The 26,196-nt window shown below is 70.6% G+C and carries 23 protein-coding genes; 20 read left to right on the forward strand and 3 right to left on the reverse strand.

Annotated features, from left to right (window positions below):
- Position 1 precedes the first annotated feature (1 nt).
- The 3 genes from ASF88_RS14750 to ASF88_RS14760 are packed head-to-tail and all read left to right on the forward strand — an operon-like array spanning position 2 to position 2,943.
- Positions 2–799 carry a lysophospholipid acyltransferase family protein gene (locus ASF88_RS14750; protein ID WP_235493472.1) on the forward strand — a complete coding sequence of 266 codons (798 nt, stop codon included), beginning with the start codon at positions 2–4 and terminating at the stop codon, positions 797–799.
- Entirely contained in the window at positions 792–1,949 is a 1,158-nt protein-coding gene (locus tag ASF88_RS14755; protein WP_055919921.1) for an NAD(P)H-dependent glycerol-3-phosphate dehydrogenase, read from the forward strand. The genes ASF88_RS14750 and ASF88_RS14755 overlap by 8 nt, the downstream gene beginning before the upstream one ends.
- On the forward strand, positions 1,846–2,943 hold the full coding sequence (locus ASF88_RS14760) for a D-alanine--D-alanine ligase family protein (RefSeq protein ID WP_055919924.1): 1,098 nt from the start codon (positions 1,846–1,848) through the stop codon (positions 2,941–2,943). Before ASF88_RS14755 ends, ASF88_RS14760 begins: the two co-directional genes overlap by 104 nt.
- A 1-nt stretch (position 2,944) precedes the next feature.
- Here ASF88_RS14760 and ASF88_RS14765 read toward each other — a convergent pair whose 3' ends face one another.
- Positions 2,945–3,514, reverse strand: a complete 570-nt coding sequence (locus tag ASF88_RS14765) for a DUF3515 family protein (protein WP_055919928.1) — start codon at positions 3,512–3,514, stop codon at positions 2,945–2,947.
- A gap of 26 nt (positions 3,515–3,540) precedes the next feature.
- On the opposite strand from ASF88_RS14765, the gene thiL reads away from it, so the two are divergent.
- Entirely contained in the window at positions 3,541–4,536 is a 996-nt protein-coding gene (thiL, locus tag ASF88_RS14770) for a thiamine-phosphate kinase (RefSeq protein ID WP_055919931.1), read from the forward strand.
- 107 nt (positions 4,537–4,643) lie between these two features.
- On the opposite strand, the gene rsmD is transcribed toward thiL, so the two are convergent.
- Positions 4,644–5,234: a 16S rRNA (guanine(966)-N(2))-methyltransferase RsmD gene (gene rsmD, locus ASF88_RS14775; RefSeq protein WP_055919934.1), complete on the reverse strand. Its 591-nt coding sequence runs from the start codon at positions 5,232–5,234 to the stop codon at positions 4,644–4,646.
- A gap of 83 nt (positions 5,235–5,317) precedes the next feature.
- On the opposite strand from rsmD, the gene ASF88_RS14780 reads away from it, so the two are divergent.
- The 10 genes from ASF88_RS14780 (at position 5,318) to mutM (ending at position 16,088) form a co-directional block, all read left to right on the forward strand.
- Positions 5,318–6,127, forward strand: a complete 810-nt coding sequence (locus ASF88_RS14780) for a tetratricopeptide repeat protein (protein WP_157498364.1) — start codon at positions 5,318–5,320, stop codon at positions 6,125–6,127.
- Positions 6,124–8,337: an ATP-dependent DNA helicase RecG gene (locus ASF88_RS14785; RefSeq protein WP_055919937.1), complete on the forward strand. Its 2,214-nt coding sequence runs from the start codon at positions 6,124–6,126 to the stop codon at positions 8,335–8,337. The genes ASF88_RS14780 and ASF88_RS14785 overlap by 4 nt, the downstream gene beginning before the upstream one ends.
- 118 nt (positions 8,338–8,455) lie before the next feature.
- Complete coding sequence (gene coaD, locus ASF88_RS14790; RefSeq protein ID WP_055919940.1) at positions 8,456–8,938, forward strand: pantetheine-phosphate adenylyltransferase; 483 nt, start codon at positions 8,456–8,458, stop codon at positions 8,936–8,938.
- A gap of 13 nt (positions 8,939–8,951) precedes the next feature.
- Positions 8,952–10,049: an AAA family ATPase gene (locus tag ASF88_RS14795; protein ID WP_055919943.1), complete on the forward strand. Its 1,098-nt coding sequence runs from the start codon at positions 8,952–8,954 to the stop codon at positions 10,047–10,049.
- Between the two features lie 2 nt (positions 10,050–10,051).
- Positions 10,052–11,392 carry a DUF58 domain-containing protein gene (locus tag ASF88_RS14800; protein WP_055919946.1) on the forward strand — a complete coding sequence of 447 codons (1,341 nt, stop codon included), beginning with the start codon at positions 10,052–10,054 and terminating at the stop codon, positions 11,390–11,392.
- Entirely contained in the window at positions 11,385–13,646 is a 2,262-nt protein-coding gene (locus ASF88_RS14805; RefSeq protein ID WP_055919950.1) for a transglutaminase family protein, read from the forward strand. The genes ASF88_RS14800 and ASF88_RS14805 overlap by 8 nt, the downstream gene beginning before the upstream one ends.
- Before the next feature lie 59 nt (positions 13,647–13,705).
- The gene (locus ASF88_RS14810) at positions 13,706–14,230 is read left to right on the forward strand and encodes a YceD family protein (protein WP_055920555.1); all 525 of its coding nucleotides are present in this window, start codon (positions 13,706–13,708) and stop codon (positions 14,228–14,230) included.
- 2 nt (positions 14,231–14,232) lie between these two features.
- Positions 14,233–14,436: a 50S ribosomal protein L32 gene (gene rpmF / locus ASF88_RS14815; protein WP_055919953.1), complete on the forward strand. Its 204-nt coding sequence runs from the start codon at positions 14,233–14,235 to the stop codon at positions 14,434–14,436.
- Positions 14,437–14,464: 28 nt separating this feature from the next.
- Positions 14,465–15,178 carry a ribonuclease III gene (rnc, locus tag ASF88_RS14820; RefSeq protein WP_055919955.1) on the forward strand — a complete coding sequence of 238 codons (714 nt, stop codon included), beginning with the start codon at positions 14,465–14,467 and terminating at the stop codon, positions 15,176–15,178.
- A complete protein-coding gene (gene mutM, locus ASF88_RS14825) occupies positions 15,156–16,088 on the forward strand; it encodes a bifunctional DNA-formamidopyrimidine glycosylase/DNA-(apurinic or apyrimidinic site) lyase (RefSeq protein ID WP_055919957.1) in 933 nt (310 codons plus the stop codon). Before rnc ends, mutM begins: the two co-directional genes overlap by 23 nt.
- Positions 16,089–16,100: 12 nt before the next feature.
- Here the strand turns inward: mutM and ASF88_RS14830 are convergent, their stop codons facing one another.
- Positions 16,101–17,195 carry a GNAT family N-acetyltransferase gene (locus ASF88_RS14830; RefSeq protein WP_055919960.1) on the reverse strand — a complete coding sequence of 365 codons (1,095 nt, stop codon included), beginning with the start codon at positions 17,193–17,195 and terminating at the stop codon, positions 16,101–16,103.
- A 182-nt stretch (positions 17,196–17,377) separates the two neighbouring features.
- Between ASF88_RS14830 and ASF88_RS14835 the strand changes: the two genes are divergently transcribed.
- From ASF88_RS14835 to smc, 6 genes are all read left to right on the forward strand, one after another.
- A complete protein-coding gene (locus ASF88_RS14835) occupies positions 17,378–18,598 on the forward strand; it encodes a branched-chain amino acid ABC transporter substrate-binding protein (RefSeq protein ID WP_055919964.1) in 1,221 nt (406 codons plus the stop codon).
- Between the two features lie 112 nt (positions 18,599–18,710).
- Positions 18,711–19,721: a branched-chain amino acid ABC transporter permease gene (locus tag ASF88_RS14840; RefSeq protein WP_055919967.1), complete on the forward strand. Its 1,011-nt coding sequence runs from the start codon at positions 18,711–18,713 to the stop codon at positions 19,719–19,721.
- The gene (locus ASF88_RS14845) at positions 19,718–20,878 is read left to right on the forward strand and encodes a branched-chain amino acid ABC transporter permease (RefSeq protein ID WP_055919970.1); all 1,161 of its coding nucleotides are present in this window, start codon (positions 19,718–19,720) and stop codon (positions 20,876–20,878) included. Before ASF88_RS14840 ends, ASF88_RS14845 begins: the two co-directional genes overlap by 4 nt.
- On the forward strand, positions 20,875–21,789 hold the full coding sequence (locus ASF88_RS14850) for an ABC transporter ATP-binding protein (RefSeq protein WP_055919973.1): 915 nt from the start codon (positions 20,875–20,877) through the stop codon (positions 21,787–21,789). The genes ASF88_RS14845 and ASF88_RS14850 overlap by 4 nt, the downstream gene beginning before the upstream one ends.
- Complete coding sequence (locus tag ASF88_RS14855; protein WP_055919977.1) at positions 21,776–22,489, forward strand: ABC transporter ATP-binding protein; 714 nt, start codon at positions 21,776–21,778, stop codon at positions 22,487–22,489. Before ASF88_RS14850 ends, ASF88_RS14855 begins: the two co-directional genes overlap by 14 nt.
- Before the next feature lie 122 nt (positions 22,490–22,611).
- Complete coding sequence (gene smc / locus ASF88_RS14860) at positions 22,612–26,190, forward strand: chromosome segregation protein SMC (RefSeq protein WP_055919980.1); 3,579 nt, start codon at positions 22,612–22,614, stop codon at positions 26,188–26,190.
- Positions 26,191–26,196 lie beyond the last annotated feature (6 nt).

Here is a 26,196-nt window from a genome sequence, read left to right on the forward strand (position 1 = left end):
GGTGCCCCATCCCGAAGAACCCGTGAACCCCGATACCGAGCGCTCCGGCGCGGCCCGCCGGCGGTCCGAGAAGAGCAGACCATCGGTCTTCTGGGTCCTGGCCGGGCTCATCATCCCGCCCGCGAGCCTCCTGGCCCGGTTCACGATCACCGACGGCGACAAGCTGCCGCGGCACGGCGCGTACATCATCGCGCCGAACCATTACAGCGAGATCGACCCGGTGATGATGGGCATGGTGGTCTGGAAGCTCGGCAGGCTGCCGCGGTTCCTGGCGAAAGAGAGCCTGTTCCGCATCCCGGTCGTCGGTTGGTTCCTGCGCAGGTCGGGGCAGGTGCCGGTGGCCCGTGGCGGATCGGGCAGGGGGTCCGCCCCGCTCGACGAGGCGCAGAAGATCATCGACGACGGCAAGGTCGTCATCATCTACCCCGAGGGCTCGCTCACGCGCGATCCCGACATGTGGCCGATGCGCGGCAAGACCGGCGCCGCCCGGATGGCGCTGGAGCACGACCTCCCCGTCATCCCGATGGCGCACTGGGGCACCCAGCAGGTCATGGCGCGTTACGCCAAGAAGATCAGCTTCTTCCCGCGCAAGACCATCCAGGTGAAGGTCGGCGACCCGGTCGACCTGTCGGCGTTCCGGGGGCGCAGCCTCGACCAGGCCACTCTTACCGAAGCGACCGACGTCATCATGAACGCGATCACCGCCCTGCTGGCGGATCTGCGCGGTGAGAAGGCCCCGGAGGTCCGGTGGGACCCGTCGGCACACAACCAGAAGGAGACCGGCCGCTTCGATGGCTGACAAGAAGGCCCACGCGGCCAGACGATCGACCACGCCCGGGCGCCGGATCGCCGTTCTCGGCGCCGGCAGCTGGGGAACTACCTTCGCCAAGATCCTCGCCGACGGCGGAAACGATGTCGTGCTGTGGGCCCGGCGACCGGAGCTGGCGCGCGAGATCAACGAGGTGAAGCGCAACAGCGACTACCTCGAAGGCATCAACCTGCCGCGCAACCTGCGCGCGACCTCCCATCTCGCGGAGGCGATGCAGGACGCCGAGCAGGTGTTCGTGTCGATCCCGAGCCAGACGCTGCGCTCGAACCTCGACGCGATCGCACCGCACCTCGGGCCGTCGACGATCGTCGTCAGTCTGATGAAGGGTGTCGAGAAAGGCACCGGTCTGCGCATGAGCGAGGTGCTCGCGCAGGGCCTCCCGGTCGAGGAGGAGCGCATCGCCGTCGCCTCCGGCCCCAACCTGGCGCTCGAGATCGCGCGTGAGCAGCCGACCGCGGCCGTGGTGTCGTCGATCAGCCTGGAGACCGCCCAGGCGGTCGCGATGGCCGCCACCAACCGCTACTTCCGCAGCTTCGTGAACACCGACGTGATCGGCACGGAGTTCGGCGGCGTGCTCAAGAACCTGATCGCGGTCGCGATCGGGATCGTCGACGGCGTCGGCTACGGCGAGAACACGAAGGCCTCCATCATCACGCGCGGTCTGGTCGAGATGACCGACTTCGCGGTCGCGTACGGCGCGGACGCCCTGACGCTCTCGGGCCTGGCCGGCCTCGGCGATCTCATCGCGACGTGCGAGTCGCCGCTCAGCCGCAACAACACCGCCGGGCGCCTGCTCGGCCAGGGCTACAGCTTCAACGACGTGGTGAAGCAGATGAACCAGACCGCGGAGGGACTCGCCTCGGTGGCGCCGATCCTCCGGCTCGCCGCGGAGCGCGGGGTGGAGATGCCGATCGTCCAGCAGGTGAGTCAGGTGCTCGCAGGCACGCTGGATCCGAAGGACATCGCGCCGCACCTCACCACCGACGATGACGAACCGCAGGGAGAAAGGACAACGGATGACGGACAAGGTCGTAGTCGCACTTCTGTTTGGAGGTCGCTCAAGCGAGCATTCGATCAGCTGCGCGACGGCGGCGGGAGTGCTGGCGGCGATCGATCGTGACCGCTACGACGTCATCCCCGTCGGCATCACCCACGAGGGCGCGTTCACGCTGCAGCCGGACGACGCCGCCCGCTTCGCACTGAACGCGGAGGCGCTCCCCGAAGTCGACGACAACGGCTCACGGATCGTGTGGCCCGACTCGGTCGCGTCTCGTGAGCTGTCGGTCGTGGCCGCCGACGGCACCCGGTCGTCGCTCGGCGCCGTCGACGTCGTGTTCCCGATCCTCCACGGCCCCTGGGGCGAGGACGGCACGGTGCAGGGCATGCTCGAACTCGTCGGCCTGCCGTACGTCGGCAGCGGCGTGCTCGCGAGCGCGCTCGGGATGGACAAGCACTTCACCAAGACGGTACTGCAGCAGGCCGGAATCCCCGTCGCCCCCTGGGAGACGGTGACCGCCTACCAGTGGCGCACGGAGCCCGACACGGTGCGCGCATCCGCGGAGGCGCTCGGCCTCCCGGCATTCGTGAAGCCGGCACGCGCCGGTTCGAGCGTCGGTGTGTCGAAGGTGTCGTCGTGGGAGGACCTCCCCGCGGCGATCGACACGGCGCTGGCCGAGGACGACCGGGTGCTGATCGAGTCGTCGGTCGCCGGTCGCGAGGTGGAGATCGCCGTTCTGGGCGGCCGCCCCGGCGAGCCGACCCGTGCCTCCGTCGCCGGCGAGATCGTCATCAGCGGCCGCGACTTCTACGACTTCGCAGCCAAGTACCTCGACGCTCCGGGCATCGAGCTCGTCTGCCCCGCGGCGCTGACCGACGCCGAGCTCGCCGAGATGCGCGACCTCGGCGTGCGCGCGTTCGACGCGATCGGGGGCGAGGGGCTCGCGCGCGTGGACTTCTTCCTCACGCCGGAGGGATTCGTCGTCAACGAGATCAACACCATGCCGGGCTTCACCCCGATCTCGATGTTCCCGCGGTGCTGGCAGGAGTCCGGACTGGCGTACCCCGACCTGATCGACGAGCTCATCCAGGTCGCCCTGGCGCGGGCGGCGGCGTAGCTCAGCGCGAGGGCGTCGGCGTCGGCGTGCTGGTCGGCGTCGGCGTGGCGGTCGGCGGGGTGAGGGACGTGTCGAGCGTCGACAGGCACTTCTCGGTCTGCTTGATGCTGCCGATGGCCGAGGCGAACTCCGGCAGCACGGCGGCGTCGGAGGCGCCTGACACGTGGTCGATGACGACCTCCGTCGCTGGCGTGCGGCCGAACGTCTGGTAGACGACCTGCTTGGCGGCCGGGTCGGACATCAGCACCCAGTCGATGCCGTTCACGTCGACGCACGGCTTGGTGGTCGGGCCGAGAGGCGGCACTCCGCAGCGCAGCAGCACAGCGGCGGGGTCGCCCCACGCGCCGGTGGCCTGCGCGTCGGTCTGCCGACGGTCCTTGTCGGCGACCGAGTCGGGCAGCCGCACGGAGATCTCGGCGCAGCCGGGGTCGTTCGCGTCCGCTCCAGGGTCGAGCGAGACCGTCTGCGCACAGCCCGTCAAAGCGAGGGCGGCGGCGGCGATCGTGACGGCGAGAACGACCTGGCGGGGAGATCGGCGAGGAGATCGGCGGAGTGAGCGGCGTGCGGACATCAGGATTCAGGCTACCGTTGGGAGTCATGGTGGATTCTGGGAGCGCGGTCGACACGGTCGCGGCGGTGTCCGAGCGGGAGGCGTTGAAGCGCATCTTCCCCCGTCTTCCGGAGTCGAAAGCGACCCTCGTCGGCCCGGGCGACGACGCCGCCGTGCTCGCAGCGCCCGACGGCCGCTACGTCGTCACGACCGACATGATGGTGCACGGCCCGGACTTCCGGCTGGCGTGGTCGTCGCCGGAGGACCTCGGCTGGAAGGCGGCGGCGACCAACCTGTCCGATGTCGCGGCGATGGGCGCTGTGCCGACCGCGCTGGTCGTCGCCATCGCCGCGCCTGCCTCGTTCCCGGTCGCCTCGCTGGAGGCGTTCGCGGACGGCCTCCGTGCCGCCTGCGACGCTCTCGCGCCGGGATGCGGAGTCGTGGGAGGCGACCTGTCGGTGTCCGACACGCTCACTATCGCGGTGACCGCGTTCGGCGATCTGGAGGGCCGCGCTCCGGTGCTGCGCAGCGGCGCGCGACCGGGCGACGTGGTGGCCGTGTCGGGGCGGCTCGGGGCGGCGGCCTCCGGCCTCCGCCTGCTGTTCGCGGAGGCGGTGGACGGCGAGGGCACGCCCGACCCCGACGCCTTCGCCCGGGTGCTCGCCGCGCATCCCGAATTGATCGACGCGCAGTTGCGGCCGCGGCCTCCCATCGCCGACGGGCCGCTCGCGGCGGACGCCGGCGCGACGGCCATGCTCGACCTGAGCGACGGCCTCGCCCTCGACGCGCGGCGTATCGCGGAGGCGAGCGGGGTCGCCCTCGACATCGACCCGGCCGCCCTGGGCGACGACCCGGTCACGGCGCTGACCGGGGGAGAGGACCACGGCCTCCTCGCGTGCTTCCCGGCGGCGGCCGTCCTCCCCGGCGGTTTCCGCCCGCTCGGCGTCGTGCGCGCCGGAGGCGGTCTGCTGGTCGGTGGCCGCCCCTTCGACGAGCGCGGAGGCTGGGACCCGTACCAGGAGTGGGACGGCGCAGCCGGCTGAAGCAGGCAGCGGGATCCGCAGGCGGCGGGATGCGCAGCCAGCGGAGGAGATACGGCCCGAATCCGGTCGGATGTCCTCCGTCAGCTGCGGTAGAGCACCGGGAGCGGCTAGAAATCCTCCGTTGCCGACGGCGTCAGATAGTGCACAGCGGTCTCCCCGTACGCGCGCGTGCGGTCGAGGACGAGCCCGTCCGGCACGGTCGGCGCCCCGTCGCGCGTGCTGCGTTCGACGCACACCACCGCATCCTCCGTCAGCAGCGGCACGAGTGCGGTCAGTGCGGCCAGCAGCTCGGCGTCCGGGAGGTCGTACGGCGGATCGACGAAGACGAGGTCGAACCGCGACGCGGACGCCGACGCGGCCGACAGAAACGGCTGAACGGCCGTCGCGCGCACATCGACGGTCGGGCGGGCGTCCTTCGGCGCCGCACGCACCACCGCCTCGGCGTTGCGGCGGCAGATCGCGGCCGCGGCCGACGACTTCTCCACGAGGACGACGCGCGAAGCGCCACGGCTGGCCGCCTCCAGCCCGAGCGCGCCGGAGCCGGCGAAGAGATCGAGGACGCGCGCCCCCCGAACGGCGTCCCGCGCTTCCAAGCCCGAGAACACGGCCTCCCTGACGCGGTCGCTCGTCGGCCGGGTGCCGCTCTTGGGGACCTGCAGCGCGAGCGAACCGGCGAAACCGGAGACGATTCGGGTCATAGCCATCCGAGCCTAGGGCATGCACTCGACCCGACTGCCGTGATGCCCTAGCGGCGCCGCGCCTCCGTCAGCAGAATAGGAGGATGGACGAACGCCTCCAGCAGGCGGAACTCGACGCCCTGTGGCGGTTCGACGACCCGGTCGCATCCGCCGAACGCTTCGCGATAGCCGCCGCCGAACCCGACCGCTCCGAACTGGTGCGCGCCGAGATCGAGACGCAGCGCGCCCGCGCGTTCGGACTGCAGGGCCGGTTCGCCGAGGCGGAGGGCCTTCTCGACTCCCTCGAACCGGCCATCGGCACGCTCGCCGTGCGCATCCTTCTGGAGCGCGGCCGGCTGCGGAACACGGCCGGCCGCGCGGATGAGGCCGTGCCGCTGTTCGAGGAGGCGCTGCTCGCCGCGCGCCGCGACGGGGACGGCTTCCTCGCCGTCGATGCGGCGCACATGCTCGCCATCGCCGATCCGCTCCGCTCGGAGCAGTGGACCGAGGAGGGCCTCGCCGAGCTCCAGTCCACCTCCGACGCCCGTACGCTGCGGTGGGGCGTGGCGCTGCACAACAACCGCGGCTGGGCGCTCTTCGACGCCGGTGACGTGCACGCGGCGGTCGGCGAGTTCGAGGCCGCGCGGGAGGCCGCCGACCGCTACGGCACCGTCGACCAGCAGTTCGCGGCGCAGTGGTCGCTGGCGCGCGCGCTGCGCGAGGTCGGGCGCTGGCAGGAGGCGCTCGCGATCCAGCGCAGGCTGGTCACCGAGCGACCGGGCGAGAGCGACGTGGAGGCCGAGCTCGCCGCCCTGACGGCCGTGGAGGAGCACGCCCGAGCGGCCGGTCAGGAGCCGGGGCACGACGCGGCGCACGAGCCGGCGACGGAGGCCGCCCCTACGATCGAACCATGACCTCCAGCACCGCCCCGGCCGCAGACGGCGCCGTCTCGCTCGAGTCCCGGCTCACCGGCGTGCTCGGCGGACGCACCGCCTCCGCGTTCGAGAAGGCGTTCGGGATGCGCACGGTCGCCGACCTGCTCTCGCACTATCCGCGCCGCTACGCGACCCGGGGCGAGCTGACGGCACTGGCGAACCTGCCGCTCGATGAGAACGTCACCATCATCGCCGAGGTGCTGCGTGTGCAGGAGCGACCGATGCGTGCCCGACGCGGCTCCATCCTGGAGGTCAAGATCTCCGACGGCGAGGGCATCCTCACGCTCACCTTCTTCAATCAGGCCTGGCGGTCGCGGGAGCTCGTCCCCGGGGTTCGCGGCATCTTCGCCGGCAAGGTGTCGGCCTACCGGGGAGCGCTCCAGCTCGCCCACCCCGACTACGAGCTCTTCGAGGAGGACGCCGAGAACGCGGTCGCCCCAGGCAGCGCCGCGGCGAAGGAGTGGGCGCAGACGCCGATCCCGATCTACCCGGCGACCGGCACCGTGGCCAGCTGGCAGGTGCAGAAGGCTGTCGGCCTGGCGCTCGACGCACTGGGCCCGTGCCCCGATCCCGTGCCGGCGTCGATCGTCGCCGAGCGCGGGCTGCTGGGCTTCCGCGACGCGCTCGAGGGCATCCACCGCCCGCAGAAGAACGCCCAGTGGCAGCGCGCCCGCGATGCGCTGCGCTTCCAGGAGGCCTTCGTGCTGCAGGCGGCCCTCCTGCAGCAGCGCGCAGAGGCCCGCACGGTCGCAGCGACACCGCGGCAAGCCGTTCCCGGCGGCCTGCTGGAGCGCTTCGACGCCGTGCTGCCGTTCACCCTGACCGACGATCAGGCCCTCGTCGGCCGGGAGATCGCGCAGGATCTGGCGGCGGCGGAGCCGATGCACCGTCTCGTGCAGGGCGAGGTCGGCTCCGGCAAGACCCTCGTCGCACTGCGGGCGATGCTCGCCGTGGCCGACAGCGGCGGCCAGTCCGCGTTGCTCGCACCGACGGAGGTGCTCGCCGCCCAGCATCTGCGCTCGATCGCCGAGATGCTCGGCCCCGACCTCTCGGCCGAGCTCATGCCGACGCTCGTCACCGGCCAGCTGTCGACTGCCGAGCGCAAGCGCGCGCTGTTGCGGACGGTGAGCGGGCAGTCCCGGATCGTGGTCGGCACGCACGCCCTGCTCGGCGACGCGGTGAGCTTCTACGACCTCGGTCTCGTGGTGGTCGACGAGCAGCACCGCTTCGGCGTCGAGCAGCGGGAGGCGCTGCGCGCGAAGGGCGGCACGCCTCCGCACGTGCTGGTGCTCACCGCGACGCCCATCCCGCGCACGGTCGCGATGACGGTGTTCGGCGATCTGGAGGTCTCGACGATCGCCCAGCTGCCCGCCGGTCGCCAGGGCATCGAGAGCTTCGTCGTGCCGCTCGCCGACCGCCCGGGGTGGGAGCGCCGCATCTGGGAGCGGGCCTCCGAAGAGATCGCCCGAGGCCGCCAGGTCTTCGTCGTCTGCCCTTCGATCAGCCCCAAGGAGGCGGAGGACGACGGCGAGGAGGCACCGGACGACGCCGTCGACGGCGAAGCAGGACCACCGCGCCCGACCGCCAACGTCGAGTCGGTTGCCGCGCAGGTGCGCGCCGACCCCCTCTTCGCGCAGACGCGCGTCGGCGTGCTGCACGGCCGGCTCACCTCCGACGAGAAGGACTCGGTGATGCGCGCGTTCGCCGCGGGCGACATCGACCTCCTGATCGCGACGACGGTGATCGAGGTCGGAGTGAACGTGCCCAACGCCTCGGCCATGATCGTGCTCGACGCCGACCGGTTCGGCGTCTCGCAGTTGCACCAGCTGCGCGGTCGTGTCGGCCGCGGCGGCGTGCCCGGTCTCTGCCTGCTGGTCACGCACGCGGAGGAGGGGTCGCTCGCCCGGCAGCGCGTCGACGCGGTCGCTGCGACGCTCGACGGTTTCGAGCTGGCCAACGTCGACCTCGAGCTGCGACGGGAGGGCGACGTGCTCGGCAGCAGGCAGTCCGGAGGCCGTTCGTCGCTGAAGCTGCTGCGGGTCGTGTCTGACGGCGAGTTGATCTCCGAGGCGCGGGTCGCGGCGGCGGAGACGCTCGACGACGGAGGCCTGGCCGCGCACCCCGCTCTCGCGGCGGCGCTCGCCCGCCGGCTGGACGAGTCGGAGCGCGCGTTCCTCGGCAAGTCCTGACCACTGCGCGAGAGCGGAGACGGCGTCCGCCGATCCGCAGGGCCACGCAACACGCTGCGCTGCGAAGATAACGGATTCACAACGAAATGCCGGGAATCGCGGGATAGTCTGGTGCCCTATGAACAGGATCGCCGTAGTCCCTGGATCGTTCGACCCGGTCACTCTCGGGCACCTCGATGTCATCGAGAGGGCCGCGCGACTCTGGGACGAGGTGCATGTGCTCGTCGTCCACAACCCCGACAAGTCGGCCCTGCTGCCCATCGCCCAGCGTGTCGCGCTCATCGAGCGGTCGATCGAAGACGCCGGGATCGGCGGACGGATCGTCGTCGCCTCCTGGTCGGTCGGCCTCCTCGTCGACTACTGCACCGACGTCGGCGCCGACGTGCTCGTCAAGGGCATCCGCTCGCAGGTCGATGTGGCCTACGAGACGCCGATGGCGATCGTGAACCGTCACCTCGCGGCGGTGGAGACGGTCTTCCTGTTACCCGACCCGGCCAACGCGCACGTCTCGAGCTCTCTCGTGCGCCAGGTCGCCTCCCTCGGCGGGGACGTGAGCCCCTACGTGCCTCCCGCCGTCTCAGAGCTGCTGTCAACCACATGACCCGGGTGGAGAGATGAACAGTTACGCGACGCGCCAGCCCACGGAGACCACGGTCGCCCCCGAAGAGGCGGGCCTGCCCGCGCCGGGGATGGACCTGGACGAGCTCAGACGCGCCGCGGAGCAGATCACCACCAACGTCGAGTCCGTCATCGACGGCAAGCACGACGCCGTGCAGACGGCCCTGGTCGTGCTGCTGGCCGAGGGCCACCTCCTGATCGAGGACGTGCCGGGTGTCGGCAAGACCATGCTGGCGAAGTCGCTGGCCAAATCGGTGGACTGCTCGGTCAGCCGCATCCAGTTCACGCCCGACCTGCTGCCGAGCGACGTCACCGGCGTGTCCGTCTACAACCAGGCGGAGCGGCGCTTCGAGTTCAAGCCGGGCGCGGTCTTCGCGAACATCGTCATCGGCGACGAGATCAACCGGGCCAGCCCGAAGACCCAGTCGGCCCTCCTGGAGTGCATGGAGGAGCGCCAGGTCACGGTGGACGGCTCCACGTATCCGCTCGGCGCGCCGTTCATCGTGGTCGCGACTCAGAACCCGATCGAGATGGAGGGCACCTACGCGCTCCCGGAGGCGCAGCGCGACCGGTTCATGGCCCGCATCGCCATGGGTTACCCCGACGAGGGCTCCGAGCTCGCCATGCTGACGACCCGCGACACCTCCAGCCCGCTGTCGCGCATCGGGCCGGTGGTCACCTCCGAGCAGCTGCGCTCGATGATGGCGACGGCGCGCGCCGTGTACGCCTCTGCTCCGGTCAAGCAGTACGCGGTCGACCTGGTCCGCGCGACCAGGGAGGACCGCGACCTCCGGCTCGGCGCCAGCCCGCGGGCGACGCTGCAGCTCGTGCGGGCGGCGAAGGCCATGGCGGCGCTCGAGGGCCGCGACTTCGTGCTCCCGGACGACATCGACGCGCTGGCGGTCCCGGTGCTCGGGCATCGGCTCCTGCCGACGAGCCGGGCGCTCGGCCACCACCACGAGAGCGCGCCGGTGATCGCCGACATCGTCCGCCGCATCGTCGCCGCGACCCCGGTGCCGGTCGGCTCCGGGGCGATCGGGGCCGGATCAACGGGCACGGCCTCCGCTCGCGCGGGCTCAACGGGCAGGGAGTAGTCGTGCGCGGGCGCGCCGGGGCATCGTCGCCCGTCAGGAAGCCGCGCCCCACCGCGCGCGGCTGGGCCTTCGGCGCCGTCGGAGTCGTCGCCCTGGCGGCGTCCGCGTTCTTCGGTCGCACCGATGTGCTCTTCGTCGGCGTCTTCCTCACCGTGCTGCCGCTCGCGGCGATGATCTCGGTGACCATCGACCGGCCGCGGCTGACGGTCGCCCGCAGCTTCCATCCGGACGTCGTCGCCGTTGGCGAGGAGGCGACCATGGTCACGACGGCGCGCAACCAGTCGACGAGGCCCAGCCCGCCGGCCCGCTGGCGCGAGTTCGCCCCGAGCGGCGTCGTGGTGCAGGCGTCGGCGCCCTTCCCACGGCTCGGCGCGCACCAGGTGAACGTCACGCACGGGCGCGACACCGTCGTGCTGCGTCAGGACGTGGTCGCGCTGCGGCGCGGTTCGCACCCCGTCGGGCCGCTGATCGTGAGCCGCACCGACCCCTTCGGCGTCGCGTACGCGGAGTACACGGTGGGGCAGCCGCGGCAGTTCCTGGTGACCCCGAGGGTCGTCCCGCTGTCGAGCGGTGAGCTGGACGTCGCCCACAGCGAAGGCGCGGAGCACGAGCTCCAGCGCCACAGCATCCCGAGCGCCGACGAGCTGATCGCGCGCGAGTACAGGCCGGGCGACCCGCTGCGCCGCGTGCACTGGCGGGCCACCGCGCGTCACGACAAGCTCATGGTGCGCCAGGAGGAGCAGCGCAGCAATCCGGAGGCCTGGCTCCTGATGGACACCCGCCTCACCAGCCGGTCGCCGCTGCAGCAGCTCCCGTCCGACTCCGGCGACCCGCTCTTCGAGACGCTGGTCGAGCTGGTCGCGTCGGTCGGAGTGCACCTCCTCGACGAGGGCTTCGTGCTCAGCGTCGTCGAGACCGCGCCGCGCCAGCTCTCCGGGCGCAGCGGCGCCGGACGGACCGGCACCCTGGGCTCGGTCACCCCGACGTACGACCGGGGCACGGCCGACCGGCTGCTGCTCGCCGACCTCGCCGCGGTGGAGGCCGGTCCGGACCTCCGCGACGACGCGGTCGCCGAGCTCGCCTCCGGGCTGCGCCGTGCCGGTCGCGCCGTTCCGATCTTCGCCGTCCTGCTCGACGGCACCCCCGAACTCGGCTCGCTCGCCGCGCTGCGCGGGATGGGCGACCCGGCCGTGGCGTTCCTCGGGGAGGGGGCGTCCGCGGAGGCCGGGGAGGTGCTGGCCGACGCCGGTTGGCTGTGCGTCGGCTTCTCCGCCGGAGACGATCCGGCCGACGTCTGGCAGCGCGCGCTCGACCGGCAGAGGGCGGTGGTCGGCCATGGTTAGCGAGGCGGTCTCGCTCGGAATGGCGGGGGTGCGGCGCCGGCAGGCCTACTGGCGGCTCACGGGCGCCCTCGTGCTCCAGATGCTCGCGCTGAGCATCGCCCTCGTCGGGCTGATCCAAGGGCCGACGTGGTGGTTCGGCCTCATGCTGACGAGCTCGTTCCTGCTCGTCGCCGGCGCGGGCCTGCGGTCCGTCGGCGTCCACAGGAGGATCGTCCCGCTCCTCTTGCTCGTGCTGGCCGCGATGATCATGACCGTCGGCTTCGGCAACGGCACCGGCCTGCTCGGTCTGATCCCGACGGCGGGGACCGTGCAACGCTGGGGCGAGTACGCGCAACAGGCCATGCTCTCGATCTATCAGCAGGGCACGCCGGCCGAGAGCCTCCCGGAATTCCTGTTCCTGGTGATCGGCGGCGCCTGCATCATCGCGATCGTCCTCGACGCTCTCGCGGTCGCGTTCCGTGCGCCGGGGTACACGGCCATCGCCGTCGCCGTCGTGCTCGTCGTTCCGGGGGCCCTGCTCGGCGACGGGCTCGACCCGAGCGCTCTCGCGGCGTCCGCCGCGGCGTTCCTGTGGCTGCTGCGCTCGGACGTGCGGACGAGACGCCCGGGAGCGCCGCGGCCGGCGGCGTCGCTCTCCATCGGCGCGGCCGCCGTGGTCGTGGCCATGCTCCTGGCCGGCACGGCACCGGGGTTCGACAAAGGCGGCGCGACCTCCTTCACCGCCGGCGGCATCTCCATCGGCGGCACCGTGACCCCGCTGATCGATCTGGGCAAGGACCTCCGGCGTCCCGCGGCCGTACGCGCCCTCACCTACACGACCAACGCGCCCACCGGCCAGTACCTGAAGCTCGCGTCGCTCGACCAGTTCACCGGGTCGGTCTGGAAGCACCGCGAGCGCGACACCAAGCGGCTCTCCAACGGTGTCGCGATCGGCCCCGTCGCCGGGCTGTCCGACAGCGTCAAGAGCACCAAGTTCACGACGTCGGTGGAGATCGACGATATGACCAGCCGGTGGTTGCCGGTCCCCGCCCCCGTGCAATCGGTGAAGGGATTGAACGGCACCTGGTCGTGGGACCCGGACGACCTGACGCTCGGCGGCATCAACGTCACGACGCAGGGGCAGAAGTACACGGCCACCAGCCTCCTGCTGGCACCGACCGCCGACCAGCTCAAGGCGGCGGGAGGCTTCGTCCCGACCGACGTGGAGCGCGATCTGTTCCTCCCGCCGAACACGCCGGCGATCATCGCGCAGACGGCCCTGGCGGCCACGGCGGGATCGGTCTCGGAATACGACAAGGCCGTCGCGCTCCAGGACTACTTCCGCGACAACGGGTTCGTGTACTCGACGCAGACCCCGCTCAAGCAGGGCTACGACGGTGACGGCGCCCGGGTGATCGCCAAGTTCCTGGAGGTCAAGAGCGGCTACTGCGTCCACTTCGCGTCCGCGATGGCGCTGATGGCGCGGACCCTCGGCATTCCGGCGCGCGTCGCGGAGGGCTACCTCCCCGGCACGTCCTCCGGCGGGACCGCGAACAGCCCTGGCGTGTACACCGTGACCAGCGACGACCTGCACGCGTGGCCGGAGCTGTACTTCGCGGGCGTCGGCTGGGTGCCGTTCGAGCCGACCGTCGGCCGCGGAACCATCCCGAGCTACACACGCCCCGACGCCTTGCCCGGCCAGTCCGCCCCCACTTCCGCGCCCGGCGCGTCCTCGGCCCCGCGCAAGCTGGTGCCCACCGACCCCGCGAACGTCGCGGGAGCGGCGGGGACGACCCCGCCGTCGCCGCTGCAGCCGGTGCTCTCCGGTCTCGGCGTCGCGCTGCTGGTCCTCGCCGTGCTGCTCACCCCCGCCGTCCTCCGGCGGATGCGAAGACGGGCGCGGCTGAGACGGCTCGGCGAGTCGTGGGGCGGTGCGACCGTCGTGTGGGACGAGTTGCGCGACACCGCCCGCGACCTCGGCTGGTCGGCGCCGGACACCGAGACGCCGCGCGTCTTCGCGCGCCGGATCGCCGCCGCCGTGGCCGGGACGCCGGGGGAGGAGGCCGTGCTGCGACTGCTCGACGTCCGCGAACGCGACGCCTTCGGGCCGCCGACGCGCGCCGTCGCCGTCGGGCTCGCCGACGACCTCCGCGTGGTGATCGACGCACTCGAAGCCCAGGCGGGCCGGGGCGTGCGCCTCAAGGCCGCGCTGATTCCTGTGTCGTTGCTGCCAGCGGGCTGGCGTTCGCCTGCGAGCGTCGGAGGGGCCGCGTAAACTAGCCGATCGTGAGCACCCACAGAAACAACCCGTACAGCGTCAACGTGTACGACCTCATGCGGCGCCCCGGCGAGATGCGGGAGCAGCGTATCGCCATGCCTGTCGCCGACAAACTGGGCGAGGGGCTGCTCTCCGTGCCGGAGGGCGCGACCATCGATGTCGACCTCCGACTGGAGTCGATGCACGAGGGCATCCTGGTCACGGCGGAGGCCGAGACCACCGCCACCGGCGTCTGCGGCCGGTGCCTGATCGACATCGAGGAGCCTGTCGAAGTCGATTTCCAGGAACTTTTCGCGTATCCTTCTACGGAAGCTTTCGATTATGAGGTTCACGACGACCACGTGGATCTTGAACCTCTGATCAGGGATGCGGTGGTGCTGTCACTGCCGTTTCAGCCGGTGTGCCGGCCGGACTGCCCGGGTCTCGATCCAGAGACCGGGGAGAGGCTGGCGGATGTACCGGACCGCAAGCCGAACGAGACCGTCGATCCTCGCTGGTCCGCGCTCGCGGCGTTCCAGGCTTCCGACACCGAGTCCACCAGCAACAACGCCCCGGCCGCCGGGGCTGGAGAAGAGAGATAGTCATGGCCGTTCCGAAGCGGAAGCAGTCTCGCGCCAACACCCACGCCCGTCGTTCGCAGTGGAAGGCCGAGGTCCCCACGCTCGTCAAGTCGATCGAGAACGGCAAGGTCGTCTACAGCCTCCCGCACCGTGCCAAGGTCGTCGAGGACTCCGCGGGCACCGCGCTGTTCATGGAGTACAAGGGCCGCAAGGTCGCCGACGTCTGATCAGCGTTCCGAGGTCAGACGAGCACCGATGACCGGCGAGAATTCTGACCGCACTGCGCTCATCGAGAAGCTCGGGGTCGAAATCGACCCCGAGCTTCTCGAGCTTGCGCTGACGCATCGTTCCTACGCGTACGAGCACGGCGGTATCCCCAACAACGAGCGCCTGGAGTTCCTGGGCGACTCGATCCTCGGGCAGGCTGTTACGGTCAAGCTCTTCCGCGAGAACCCCGACCTCGACGAGGGCGAGCTCGCGAAGCGCCGGGCCAGCCTGGTGAGCTCGGTCGCGCTGGCCGAGGTCGCCCGTGGCATCGGCCTGGGCGAGTACCTGCGCCTCGGGCGCGGCGAGAACCAGAGCGGAGGCCGCGACAAGGCCTCGATCCTGGCCGACACCGTCGAGGCGCTGATCGGCGCCGCCTATCTCGACGTGGGTGGCGAGGAGGCGACGTCGCTGGTGCTCCGCCTCATAGACCCGCTGCTGGCCGACCCGGACCGTTTCGGCGCCGCAATGGATCCCAAGACCAGCCTGCAGGAGGCCGCGGCCCACCGCGGCGCCGGCCTCCCGGTCTACACGGTGACGAACACCGGACCGGATCACTCCAAGACATTCCACGCCACCGTCTCGGTCGGCGACCTCGTCACCGCCACCGGCGAGGGCACGAGCAAGAAGCAGGCCGAGATGGCCGCCGCGCTCAACGCCTGGACCGAGCTGACCCGCCGCCGTGCCCGAGCTCCCCGAGGTTGAAGTCGTCCGCGCCGGTCTGGCGCCGGCGGTCACGGGAGCCACCATCCTCGGGGTCGAGGTCTTCGAGCAGCGGTCTCTGAAGCGGCACGACCCGCTGACCGGCACGTTCGAGGCGCTGCTGACCGGCCGCGTCATGCAGGCCCCCGCCCGCCGCGGCAAGTTCCTCTGGATCCCGCTTCAGGGCGCTCCGCGTCGCGCGATCGTGGCGCACCTCGGCATGAGCGGGCAGATCCTCCTCCGCGAACCCGGGTTCGAGGAGGCCGGCCTGCTGCGCATCCGCCTCCATATCGAGACGCCCGCGACGCTCCCCGGCGACCACCGTGAGCTGTGGGTGCACTTCGTGGACCAGCGGATCTTCGGCTCGATGGCCGTCGACAGCTTGGTCCCGACGGCGGACGGCGCTCCGGCCGGTCTCGGCACCGACGAGCCGCTCCTCCCGACGCAGGTCGCGCACATCGCCCGCGACCCCCTCGACCCGGCGTTCGACGACGCGGCCTTCGGGGCCGCCCTCGCGCGCCGGAGCAGCGGGATCAAGCGCGTCCTCCTCGACCAGACGGTCGTCAGCGGCATCGGCAACATCTACGCAGACGAAGCTCTCTGGGCCGCCCGCATCCACTACGAGCAGCCCGCGTCGTCGCTGAGTCGCGCGAAGGTGAGAACTCTCCTGACCGAGGTGAGGCACGTGCTCGACAAAGCACTGGCCGAGGGCGGCACGAGTTTCGACGCGCAGTACGTCAACGTGAACGGCAACTCGGGCTACTTCTCGCACAGCCTCAACGCCTACGGCCAGGACGGCAAGCCGTGCCCGCGCTGCGGCACGCCGATCGTGCGCGAGCGCTTCATGAACCGCTCGTCGCACTTCTGCCCGAACTGCCAGCGGCTGCGCGCACCGCGCCCTGCCGCTCCGTGACTCCGCCGGGGGTCAGTCCAGCTTCTTCTGCCAGTGCCCCGTCAGGGCGTGCAACCGGAACCCGAACGCGCGGTTGATCGCGAGCATCGGCACGTTCTCGTCGGCGTTCCAGGTCAGCAGCCGCGTGATGTGCGGGGCGTGCTCCGCGAGCTCGTGGATGTTCTGCAGCTTGACCAGCGTTCCCAGCCGGTGTCCGCGGTGCGGGACGGCGACGAGGGTGTCGTACTGCTCGGCCTTGTCACCGTCGGCGGGCACCGCGATCTCGGTGTACGCGGCGAGTTCGCCCGAACCGATGTGCTGCGCCGCGGTGACCAGCAGCGGCTCGCCTCGTGCCTCCAGCTCGCGTTCCTGGGCACGCACACGCTCGCCGGTCCACTCCTCCCGGTCCAGGGCGATTCCGCTCTGCGGCACGTCGATCGTCATCCGCGCCTTCAGCGCCGCGAACGCTTCGAGCAGCTCGTCGGGGGCGTGTCCCATCCAGGAGACCGCCCGGTAGCCGGTCGCGGAAGCCGCCGTGCTCGCCAGGCCCGCCTCCCGCGCAGGGCGGAGGGGGAGCAGCAGCTCGCTCGACCGCTCGACCTGGCCGAGCCGGAAGCCGCGCCGCAGGGCGAAGCGCACATCGGGCGACTCCGAGGGGAGGCCGGCCGCGCCGGACGGCGCGCGGACGACGGACACGCTGTCGCCGAGGGTGCGTGCCGGATGCTCGGTGTAGGCGCTCACGACGCGGCGACCGCCTTCTGCGGCCAGCTCCTCGGCCGCGGCCAGCAGGGCGGTGCCGATCCCGCGACCCCGCGCGGCCGGGGCCACATCGATCAGGAGGGAGACGGTCTCGGCGTCCTCGTCGAGGGGGAAGTCCGCTTGGACGCGCCCGACGACCACGCCGTCCTCGATCGCGACGAGCAGGATCTTCTCCTGGTACTCCTGCGCTCGGAAGGACGCCAGCGCCTCCTCGGCGGTCTCGACGAAGTCATCGGCCTGCCAGAGAGCGACGCTGATCCCGTTCAGCACACCGACGAGCTCTTCGAACACGGCCCAGTCCGGCGTTCCGAGTGCCGCAGGGGGAGTCAGCCGCTCGATGCGCACCGCCACCTCCCGATGTCGAACCACTCACCATAACCCTGTTTCAGATCGCTGGGAAGAGCAGCGGTCGCTTTGGTTTCGATCGTGTAAATCTGGGCGGGAATGTCGGGTGCAAATGCTTGCATCGCATGTAGTCTCAGCACACATATTCGTGGTGCGACGTGGCAATCACGCCGCGTTCGACACGGATTCACGTCGAGAGGCAGAAGATGCTAGGAAAGAAAGTCACGATCGGTGCGGCTGTTGCAGCGTCAGTCGCACTGCTCCTCGTGGGCTGTGCCAACCAGCCGTCCACAGGAGGCTCCACCAGCTCCAACTCGAAGGTGAACATCCCGGCGATCACCTCCGTGGACACCCCCAAGGACGCGGTGCTCCCCGCGGGTGACGGCAAAGCCACCTGTCCCTCGGGTCTGACCATCGCCTACGTCGGCGCCGAGACCGGCCCCAACGCCCAGCTCGGCATCAACATCTACAACGGTGTGCAGCTGGCCATCAACCAGCACAACGACGCCAACAAGGGCTGCCAGGTCGCCTTCAAGAAGTTCGACACCGAGGGTGACCCGAACAAGGCGACCGGTCCGGTGACCCAGGCGGTCAACGAGGGCGACATCGTCGGCGTCGTCGGCCTGCCGTTCTCCGGCGAGTCGAAGGCCACGGGCAACATCTTCGAGCAGCAGGGCCTCGTCCACATCACCCCGTCGGCGACCAACCCGGGTCTGACCCAGAACGGCTGGAAGACCTTCTTCCGCGGCCTGGGCAACGACGCGGTGCAGGGCCCCGCGGCGGCGAAGTTCCTGACCGACAAGCTGAAGGCCAAGAAGGTCTACCTGGTCCAGGATGACTCGGACTACGGCATCGGCCTCGGCACGACCACCTCGAAGGCGCTCGGCGACGCGCTCGTCGGCACCGACAAGGTGACCACCGGCCAGAAGGACTTCTCGGCCGTGATCTCGAAGATCCTCAACGCCAAGCCGGACGCGGTCTACTACTCGGGCTACTACGCCGAGGGTGCTCCGTTCGACCAGCAGCTGGTGAACAAGGGCTACACGGGCACGTTCGTCGGCCCCGACGGTGTGAAGGACGACCAGTTCATCAAGCTGGCCGGCGACGCGTCCAGCAACGCGTACTTCACCTGCCCCTGCATCCCGGGTGAGCTGATCCCGACCTTCGAGTCCGACTACAAGAAGCTCGCGAGCGCCGAGCCCGGCACCTACTCGATCGAGGGCTACGACGCCACCACCGTTCTGCTCGCCGGCATCGACAAGGGCAAGACGACGCGCGCCGACCTGGTCGACTGGGTCAAGAACTACGACGCCGACGGCCTGAGCAAGCACTACAAGTGGGACTCCACCGGTGAGCTCCAGGCGCCGACCGTCTACGGCTACAAGGTCGACAACGGCAAGATCGTTCCGATCGGCACCATCGGATAACGCGACACACGAAGGTGCCGCGGGCCACCGTGGCCCGCGGCACCTTTGTTTCGACTCTCACTAGAACTGAGCCGGACCAACGACGATCCGGCACTGAACCCTGGAAGTTCGAATGCTCGAAACCCTCCTCCTCGTCCATCCCGTCCTCGACAACTCCTGGATCAACTTCGACGTCAACGCGCTCGTCCAGAACTTCTGGAGCGCCACCTTCGACGGTCTCACCTTCGGCGCCATCTACGGCCTGATCGCTGTCGGCTACACGCTCGTCTACGGCGTGCTGAACCTGATCAACTTCGCGCACTCCGAAGTGTTCATCGTCGGTGCGTACGGCGTGGTCATCACCCTCACGTCGCTCGGGTTCGGACCGAGCGCCCCCAACCTGAGCCCGGTGGCGATCATCGGCGACCTCCTGCTCGCCCTGCTCGTCGGCATGGCGGCGTCGGCCTTCACCGCCTGGGTGCTGGAACGCGTCGCCTACCGTCCGCTGCGAAGGCGGAACGCGCCACGCCTCGTGTTCCTCATCACGGCGATCGGCGCCTCGTTCACGATCCAGTACCTGATCTTCCTTATCCGGGGCGCGAACGCGGAGCCGGCGGTGACGATGTTCATCCCCAAGCCGGTGTTCGACGTGTTCGGGACGATCGTGAACAGCCAGCAGATCATCATCGTGGTCGCCTCGGTGATCCTGATGATCGCCACCGACTGGTTCATCCGCCGCACCCGCACCGGCCGCGGCATCCGCGCCGTCGCGCAGGACGCCGACACGGCCACGCTGATGGGCGTGAACAAGGAGCGGATTATCCAGATCACCTTCATCACCGGCGGTATCCTCGCGGGCGCCGCTGCGCTGTTCTACGTGATGCTGGTCCCCTCCGGCGTGATCTACAACGGCGGCTTCGTGCTCGGCGTCAAGGCGTTCGCCGCCGCCGTCCTCGGCGGCATCGGCAATGTGCGCGGTGCCCTCCTCGGCGGCCTGCTGCTCGGCGTGATCGGCAACTACGGCCAGATCCTGCTCGGCGACTCGCAGTGGACCGACGTCGTCGCCTTCGTCGTCCTGGTCCTGGTGCTGCTGATCAAGCCGACGGGCATCCTGGGCACCTCCCTCGGAAGGAGCCGCGCATGAGCACGACAGAAGGCCCCAAGGTCCTTCCCGACGGGCGCGGGGAGCAGGCCGACGACGCGCTGGAGGCCGCACGCGCCCGCAAGCGCGGCGGCTTCCTCCAGCCGCTCCGCGACCGCTGGAACGGCCTCCCTCGTGCCGTGCAGTGGGCGTGGCTGCTGATCGTGGTCGCCCTGGCGTACGCGCTGCCATACCTGAACTTCTTCCCGCTGACCACCGAGCCGGGCAACGACTGGCCGCTGGCCTGCTTCGCGATGGCGACCTACGGCCTCATCGCGATCGGCCTGAACGTCGTGGTCGGCTACGCCGGCCTCCTCGACCTCGGCTACGTCGCCTTCTTCGCGGTGGGTTCGTACACCGCGGCGATGCTGACCAGCCCCGACTCGCCGTTCCTGAAGATCCCGTACCTGTGGACCATCCCGGTCGCCATGGCGGTCACGATGACGTTCGGCGTCATCCTCGGCGTGCCGACGCTCCGCCTCCGCGGCGACTACCTGGCGATCGTCACGCTCGGCTTCGGTGAGATCGTGCGCATCCTCGCCACGATCATCCCGGCGATGAAGGGCCAGGTCGGCTTCCAGAACGTCGGGCACCCGCCGGGCGAGACCGCCAAGGGCATCCCGATCTTCTCGAACTCGAACGGCGTGCCGTGGTACTGGCTCACTGTGACGATCATCATCGTCATCCTGCTGCTCGTCGGCAACCTGGAGCGCAGCCGCGTGGGCCGCGCGTGGATCGCCATCCGGGAGGACGAGGACGCCGCCGAGATCATGGGCGTTCCCACCTTCAAGTACAAGGTGTGGGCGTTCGCGATCGGCGCTGGCGTCGGCGGCCTCTCCGGTGCGCTGTTCGCCGGTCAGGTCGGCTTCGTCAACAATCAGAAGTTCGACGTGCAGACCTCGATCCTGTTCCTCGCGGCCGTCGTGCTCGGCGGCGCGGGCAACAAGGTCGGCGCCATGATCGGTGGCGCCATCGTCGCCTACATCCCGCTGCGGTTCACCGCGATCGCCGACTACAAGTACCTGATCTTCGGCGTCGCGCTCGTGCTCATCATGATCTTCCGGTCGCAGGGTCTGTTCCCTGCGCGCCAGAAGCTGCTGGCGTACGGCAGGCACGCGTACAACAGAGTTGCCCAGGCGGCGAAGGGAGGCGCGCGATGAGCGACGAGAACACCACGGCAGTCCCGGAGGAGGAGCCGGCCCTCGGCGCCAACGAGGACGAACTCGAGGCCGCCGGTATCGACCTGGACGTCGCCGAGGCGGCGGCCCCCGATCGCGAGATCGCGGTCGAGGTCGGCGAGAACATCGTGGAGGTGCGCAACCTCACCGTGAAGTTCGGCGGCCTCCTCGCCCTCGACGACGTGTCGTTCGACATCCGTCGCGGCGAGATCCTCGGCCTGATCGGACCGAACGGCGCCGGAAAGACGACGTGCTTCAACGCGATGACCGGCGTCTACAAGCCGACCAGCGGCGACGTGCTGCTGGAGGGCCAGTCGATCAAGGGCCAGAAGCAGCACAAGATCACGCGGCTGGGGCTGGCGCGCACGTTCCAGAACATCCGGCTGTTCGGCGAGATGACGGCCCTCGAGAACGTGGTCGTGGGCCTGGACGCGCGGCACAGGACGTCGGTCCCCGGCGCACTGCTGCGGCTTCCGCGCCACACCAGGGAGGAGAAGTCCGCCATCGAGCGCGGGATGGCCCTGCTCGAGTTCGTGGGCATCGCCGACCACGCGGCCGACCTCTCGCGGTCGCTGCCGTACGGCTCCCAGCGCCGGCTGGAGATCGCGCGAGCCCTGGCGACAGACCCCAAGGTGCTCTGCCTGGACGAGCCGGCCGCCGGCTTCAACCCGGCCGAGAAGGAGGACCTGATGGACCTCATCAGGACCATCCGTGCCGACGGCTACACCGTCCTCCTCATCGAACACGACATGAAGCTGGTCATGGGAGTGACGGATCGCATCGTGGTGCTGGAGTTCGGCCGCAAGCTGGCCGACGACGTGCCGGTGGCCATCCGGAACGACCCGCGCGTGATCGCCGCCTACCTGGGGGAGCCCGAAGATGACGTTGCTTGAACTGAAGAACATCAGCGTCTCCTACGGACGCATCGAGGCGATCCACGACATGTCGTTCTCCGTGGAGGAGGGCGAGATCGTCAGCCTCATCGGCGCGAACGGCGCCGGCAAGTCGACCACGATGAAGACCATCTCGGGCATCCTGAACCCGTCGAAGGGCTCGATCCTGTTCGACGGCCAGGACATCACCAAGATGAAGGCGCACATCCGGGTCATCCGGGGTATCTCGCAGGCTCCGGAGGGCCGAGGGATCTTCCCGGGCATGACGGTGATGGAGAACCTCGACATGGGCGCGTTCGGCCGCAAGGACCGCTCCAACATGGGGCCGGATTTCGAGCGCGTGTTCTCGCTGTTCCCGCGGCTCGCCGAGCGCAAGACGCAGGTCGGCGGCACGATGTCCGGCGGCGAGCAGCAGATGCTCGCCATCGGCCGCGCGCTGATGTCGAACCCGCGTCTCCTGCTGCTCGACGAGCCGTCGATGGGTCTCGCGCCGCAGTTCATCCGGCAGATCTTCTCGATCATCACGGAGATCAACAAGCAGGGCACCACGGTGCTGCTGGTCGAGCAGAACGCCAACCAGGCGCTCGCTCGCGCCAGCCGGGCGTTCGTGCTGGAGACCGGGAGCATCACGCGCTCGGGAACCGGTCGCGAACTCCTCGCCGACCCCGCCATCAAGGAGGCCTACCTCGGCGTAGGCTGAGCGGCGCTTCGCCGCCGAACACACAGGAGAGTGCGCCGATTCCACCCGGAACGGCGCACTTTTCCTGTGCCCGGCGGCAGGGGGAACGGGCGAGACCGTGGGGGTCGGGTAGATTCACCTGCGTGTATTTGAAGAGTCTGACGCTCAAGGGCTTCAAGTCGTTCGCCACGCCGACGACTTTCGCCTTCGAGCCGGGCGTCACCTGCGTCGTCGGCCCGAACGGGTCCGGCAAGTCGAACGTGGTCGACGCCCTCGCCTGGGTGATGGGCGAGCAGGGCGCCAAGACGCTTCGTGGCGGCAAGATGGAGGACGTCATCTTCGCCGGCACCTCCACCCGCGGCCCCCTCGGTCGCGCCGAGGTGCAGCTCACGATCGACAACTCCGACGGCGCCCTGCCGATCGAGTACACCGAGGTCACGATCTCGCGCACCCTCTTCCGCAACGGCGGGAGCGAGTACGCGATCAACGGCCAGTCGTGCCGGCTGCTCGACGTGCAGGAGCTGCTGAGCGACTCCGGCCTGGGGCGCGAGATGCACGTCATCGTCGGTCAGGGGCAGCTGGACGCGGTGCTGCGCGCCACCCCGGAAGAGCGCCGCGGCTTCATCGAGGAGGCCGCCGGCATCCTCAAGCACCGCCGTCGCAAAGAGAAGACCCTCCGCAAGCTGGAGGCCATGCAGACCAACCTGACCCGCCTCAGCGACCTCGCCGGTGAAGTGCGCCGGCAGCTGAAGCCTCTCGGCCACCAGGCCGAGATCGCGCGCGAGGCGCAGTCCATCGCGGCGATCGTCCGCGACGCCCGGGCGCGCCTCCTGGCCGACGAGGTCGTCGGGCTGCGCCGGTCGCTCGACGACCACACGCGTTCGGAGGCCTCCCGCCACAGCGAGCAGATCGTGCTGCAGGAGCAGCTGGAGCAGAAGCAGCTGCGTCGCACGCGCCTCGAGCAGGCGCAGGTCGGCGACGCCGTCGACGTCGCGCGCAGCACCGCCTTCGCTCTCGAGCAGGCGCAGGACCGGCTCCGCAGTCTCTACACTCTGGCGACCCAGCGGCTGGCGCTGCTCGGGAGCCAGTCGGACGCGACAGACGACGGCCCGCGGGTCAGCCCGCAGATGGTGCAGGACGCCGCCGACGAAGTCGAGCGGCTCCGGGCCGCGGTGACCGAGGCCGAGTCCGCGTGGGAGGCCGCGCAGGCCGCCACGCGCGCCGCTCGCGCCCGGCTCGACTCCGTGGACGAGGAGATCGCGGCGCAGAGCGCGCTGGTCTCCAAGCACGATCTGGAGATCAGCAAGCTGAACGGCCAGGCGGAGGCCGCGGCGCAGCGGCTGGCGGCTGTGCGCGGCGAGGTGCTGCGGCAGCAGAACGCGCTCGACGCCGCGACCGAGCGGCGCGAGAAGGCGCGTTCGGAGTTCGCCGCGCGTGAGGCGGACGCCGAGATCGGCGACGCGGGCGAGGGCAGCCTCGACGAGGCGTACGAGCTCGCCCAGGCGGATGTCTTCGAGGCCGAGGGGCTCATCGAGAAGCTGCGCGACGAGCTGCACGCGCTGGAGCGCGAGCGCGACGCACTCGCGGCCCGCACCTCCGCCCTGTCACTCGCGCTCGACCAGAAGGACGGCTCCTCCGCACTGGTGGCCGCGCGGCTGACCGGCGTGCGCGGGCTGGTGGCCGAGCACCTCCGGGTGCACCCCGGCTTCGAGGCGGCCATCGCGGCGGCGCTCGGAACGCTGGCCGACGCCGTGCTCGCCGACAGCAGAGGCAGCGCGTTCGACGCGGTCGCCCACGCCGCCGCCGACGACCTCGGCCGGGTGGAGGTCGTGGTCGCCGATGCCGTGGCGCCGGAGGTGGACCTCGGCGGCATCGCCGGCGTTGTTCCTGCCCGCTCGGTGGTCGACGCGCCCTCCGGTGTGCTGGGCCTCCTCGCCTTCACCGCGATCGCCGACGATCTGGAGGCCGCCCGCACCGCCGCGGAGGCGTTCCGCGGCCGCGGGCTCGGCGGCCCGATCACGCTGATCACGCGCTCGGGCGACGTGCTGACCGACTTCGTGCTGCGCGGCGGCTCCGGCGCCAAGCAGAGCCGCATCGAGCTCTTCGCCGAACGCGACGCCGCGCAGGAGCGGCTCGACGAGGTCACCTCCCTGATCGACAGGGCGCGGTTCGCGCTGGCCGAGCAGCGCGGCGTCGTCCAGGTCGCGAAGGAGCAGTCGCAGGCCGCGCTGTCCGCCCTGCGCGAGTTCGACGCGAAGCTCGCCGCGCAGACCGAGCAGCTCAACCGGCTGCGCGTGCAGTCGGAGGCCGCAGAGGCGGAGTTCGACCGCCTGAGCCGCGCGCTCGAGCAGGCGGCCGAGCGCGTGGCCGATGCCGAGCAGGCGGCCGAGTCCGCGAAGTCCGAGCTGGAGGTCGCCCGGTCGCGGCCGCGCCCGATCCTGGACGTCTCGGCGCGCGACGCGCTGTCACTGGAGCTGGAGGCCGCCCGCGACGCTGAGGTCGAGTCCCGCCTGGGCGTCGAGACGGCCAAGGAGCGGGTGCGTGCGGAGCAGGCACGCGGCGAGGCGCTCTCCCGTCAATTGGAGGCCGAGCGCGCCGCGGCGGAGGAGGCCGCCCGCCGCGCCGTCATCCGACGCCGTCAGCTCGACGCCGCGCAGGGCGTCGTCGACGCGCTGCCCGCGGTGCTGGCGTCGGCCGACCGGTCGGTGGCACAGGCGCGTGTCGAGCTCGCCACGGCCGAAGCGCAGCGGGCGAGCCAGAACGAGGAGCTCGCGACCGTGCGCCGCGAGGAGTCCGCGCTCCGGGATCGCCTGCACACGATCACCGAGGCCGTGCACGGGCTCGAGCTGCAGATCTACGAGAAGAAGCTGCACCTGTCGAGCCTGCTGGAGCGGGCGGGCAGCGAGCTGGGGCTCGTGGAGGACGTCCTGGTCGCCGAGTACGGGCCGGAGGTGCTGATCCCGGTCGCGCGTCCCGCCGACGCCGACGACGCCGCCGGCGACGCAGCCGACGAAGCCGGTGAAGCCGATCCCGAGGAGCCGCAGGGCGTCCCCTTCGTCCGCGAGCAGCAGCAGAAGCGACTCGCCACGGCCGAGCGCAAGCTCGCGCAGCTCGGCCGGGTCAACCCGCTGGCCCTGGAGGAGTTCGCCGCGCTGGAGCAGCGGCACAAGTTCCTCACCGAGCAGCTGACCGACCTCACCAACACGCGCAAAGACCTCGTGACGATCATCGAGGAGATCGACGAGAAGATGCAGACCATCTTCGAGTCGGCGTTCGCTGACACCGAGGCGGCGTTCGAGCGCGTCTTCCCCATCCTGTTCCCCGGCGGGTCCGGCCACATCGCGCTGACGAACCCCGACGACCTCCTCACCACGGGCATCGAGGTCTCGGTCAAGCCGGCCGGCAAGAAGATCGAGCGGCTCTCGCTGCTGTCCGGCGGCGAGCGCTCGCTCGCCGCGGTGGCCCTGCTCATCGCCATCTTCAAGGCGCGGCCCAGCCCGTTCTACATCATGGACGAGGTGGAGGCCGCGCTGGACGACGCCAACCTCGGCCGCCTGCTGACCATCTTCGAGGACCTCCGCGAGAACAGCCAGCTCATCGTGATCACGCACCAGAAGCGCACGATGGAGATCGCCGACGCGCTCTACGGCGTCTCGATGCGCCAGGACGGCGTGTCGGCCGTCGTCGGACAACGCGTCGCGCAGGAGAAGGCGTCGGCCTAGCGACGG

This window comes from Leifsonia sp. Leaf336, from assembly GCF_001423695.1.
GTDB lineage: Bacteria > Actinomycetota > Actinomycetes > Actinomycetales > Microbacteriaceae > Leifsonia.

Bases quoted from the DNA above. Each gene is read 5' to 3' on its own strand.
- rpmF (WP_055919953.1), top strand. From the start codon at position 14,233: ATGGCCGTTCCGAAGCGGAAGCAGTCTCGCGCCAACACCCACGCCCGT.
- ASF88_RS14755 (WP_055919921.1), top strand. From the start codon at position 792: ATGGCTGACAAGAAGGCCCACGCGGCCAGACGATCGACCACGCCCGGG.
- ASF88_RS14780 (WP_157498364.1), top strand. From the start codon at position 5,318: ATGGACGAACGCCTCCAGCAGGCGGAACTCGACGCCCTGTGGCGGTTC.
- ASF88_RS14765 (WP_055919928.1), bottom strand. From the start codon at position 3,514: ATGTCCGCACGCCGCTCACTCCGCCGATCTCCTCGCCGATCTCCCCGC.
- ASF88_RS14810 (WP_055920555.1), top strand. From the start codon at position 13,706: ATGCGGCGCCCCGGCGAGATGCGGGAGCAGCGTATCGCCATGCCTGTC.
- rsmD (WP_055919934.1), bottom strand. From the start codon at position 5,234: ATGACCCGAATCGTCTCCGGTTTCGCCGGTTCGCTCGCGCTGCAGGTC.
- ASF88_RS14760 (WP_055919924.1), top strand. From the start codon at position 1,846: ATGACGGACAAGGTCGTAGTCGCACTTCTGTTTGGAGGTCGCTCAAGC.
- thiL (WP_055919931.1), top strand. From the start codon at position 3,541: ATGGTGGATTCTGGGAGCGCGGTCGACACGGTCGCGGCGGTGTCCGAG.
- ASF88_RS14840 (WP_055919967.1), top strand. From the start codon at position 18,711: ATGCTCGAAACCCTCCTCCTCGTCCATCCCGTCCTCGACAACTCCTGG.
- rnc (WP_055919955.1), top strand. From the start codon at position 14,465: ATGACCGGCGAGAATTCTGACCGCACTGCGCTCATCGAGAAGCTCGGG.
- ASF88_RS14855 (WP_055919977.1), top strand. From the start codon at position 21,776: ATGACGTTGCTTGAACTGAAGAACATCAGCGTCTCCTACGGACGCATC.
- ASF88_RS14785 (WP_055919937.1), top strand. From the start codon at position 6,124: ATGACCTCCAGCACCGCCCCGGCCGCAGACGGCGCCGTCTCGCTCGAG.
- ASF88_RS14805 (WP_055919950.1), top strand. From the start codon at position 11,385: ATGGTTAGCGAGGCGGTCTCGCTCGGAATGGCGGGGGTGCGGCGCCGG.
- ASF88_RS14845 (WP_055919970.1), top strand. From the start codon at position 19,718: ATGAGCACGACAGAAGGCCCCAAGGTCCTTCCCGACGGGCGCGGGGAG.
- ASF88_RS14795 (WP_055919943.1), top strand. From the start codon at position 8,952: ATGAACAGTTACGCGACGCGCCAGCCCACGGAGACCACGGTCGCCCCC.
- ASF88_RS14835 (WP_055919964.1), top strand. From the start codon at position 17,378: ATGCTAGGAAAGAAAGTCACGATCGGTGCGGCTGTTGCAGCGTCAGTC.
- coaD (WP_055919940.1), top strand. From the start codon at position 8,456: ATGAACAGGATCGCCGTAGTCCCTGGATCGTTCGACCCGGTCACTCTC.
- ASF88_RS14850 (WP_055919973.1), top strand. From the start codon at position 20,875: ATGAGCGACGAGAACACCACGGCAGTCCCGGAGGAGGAGCCGGCCCTC.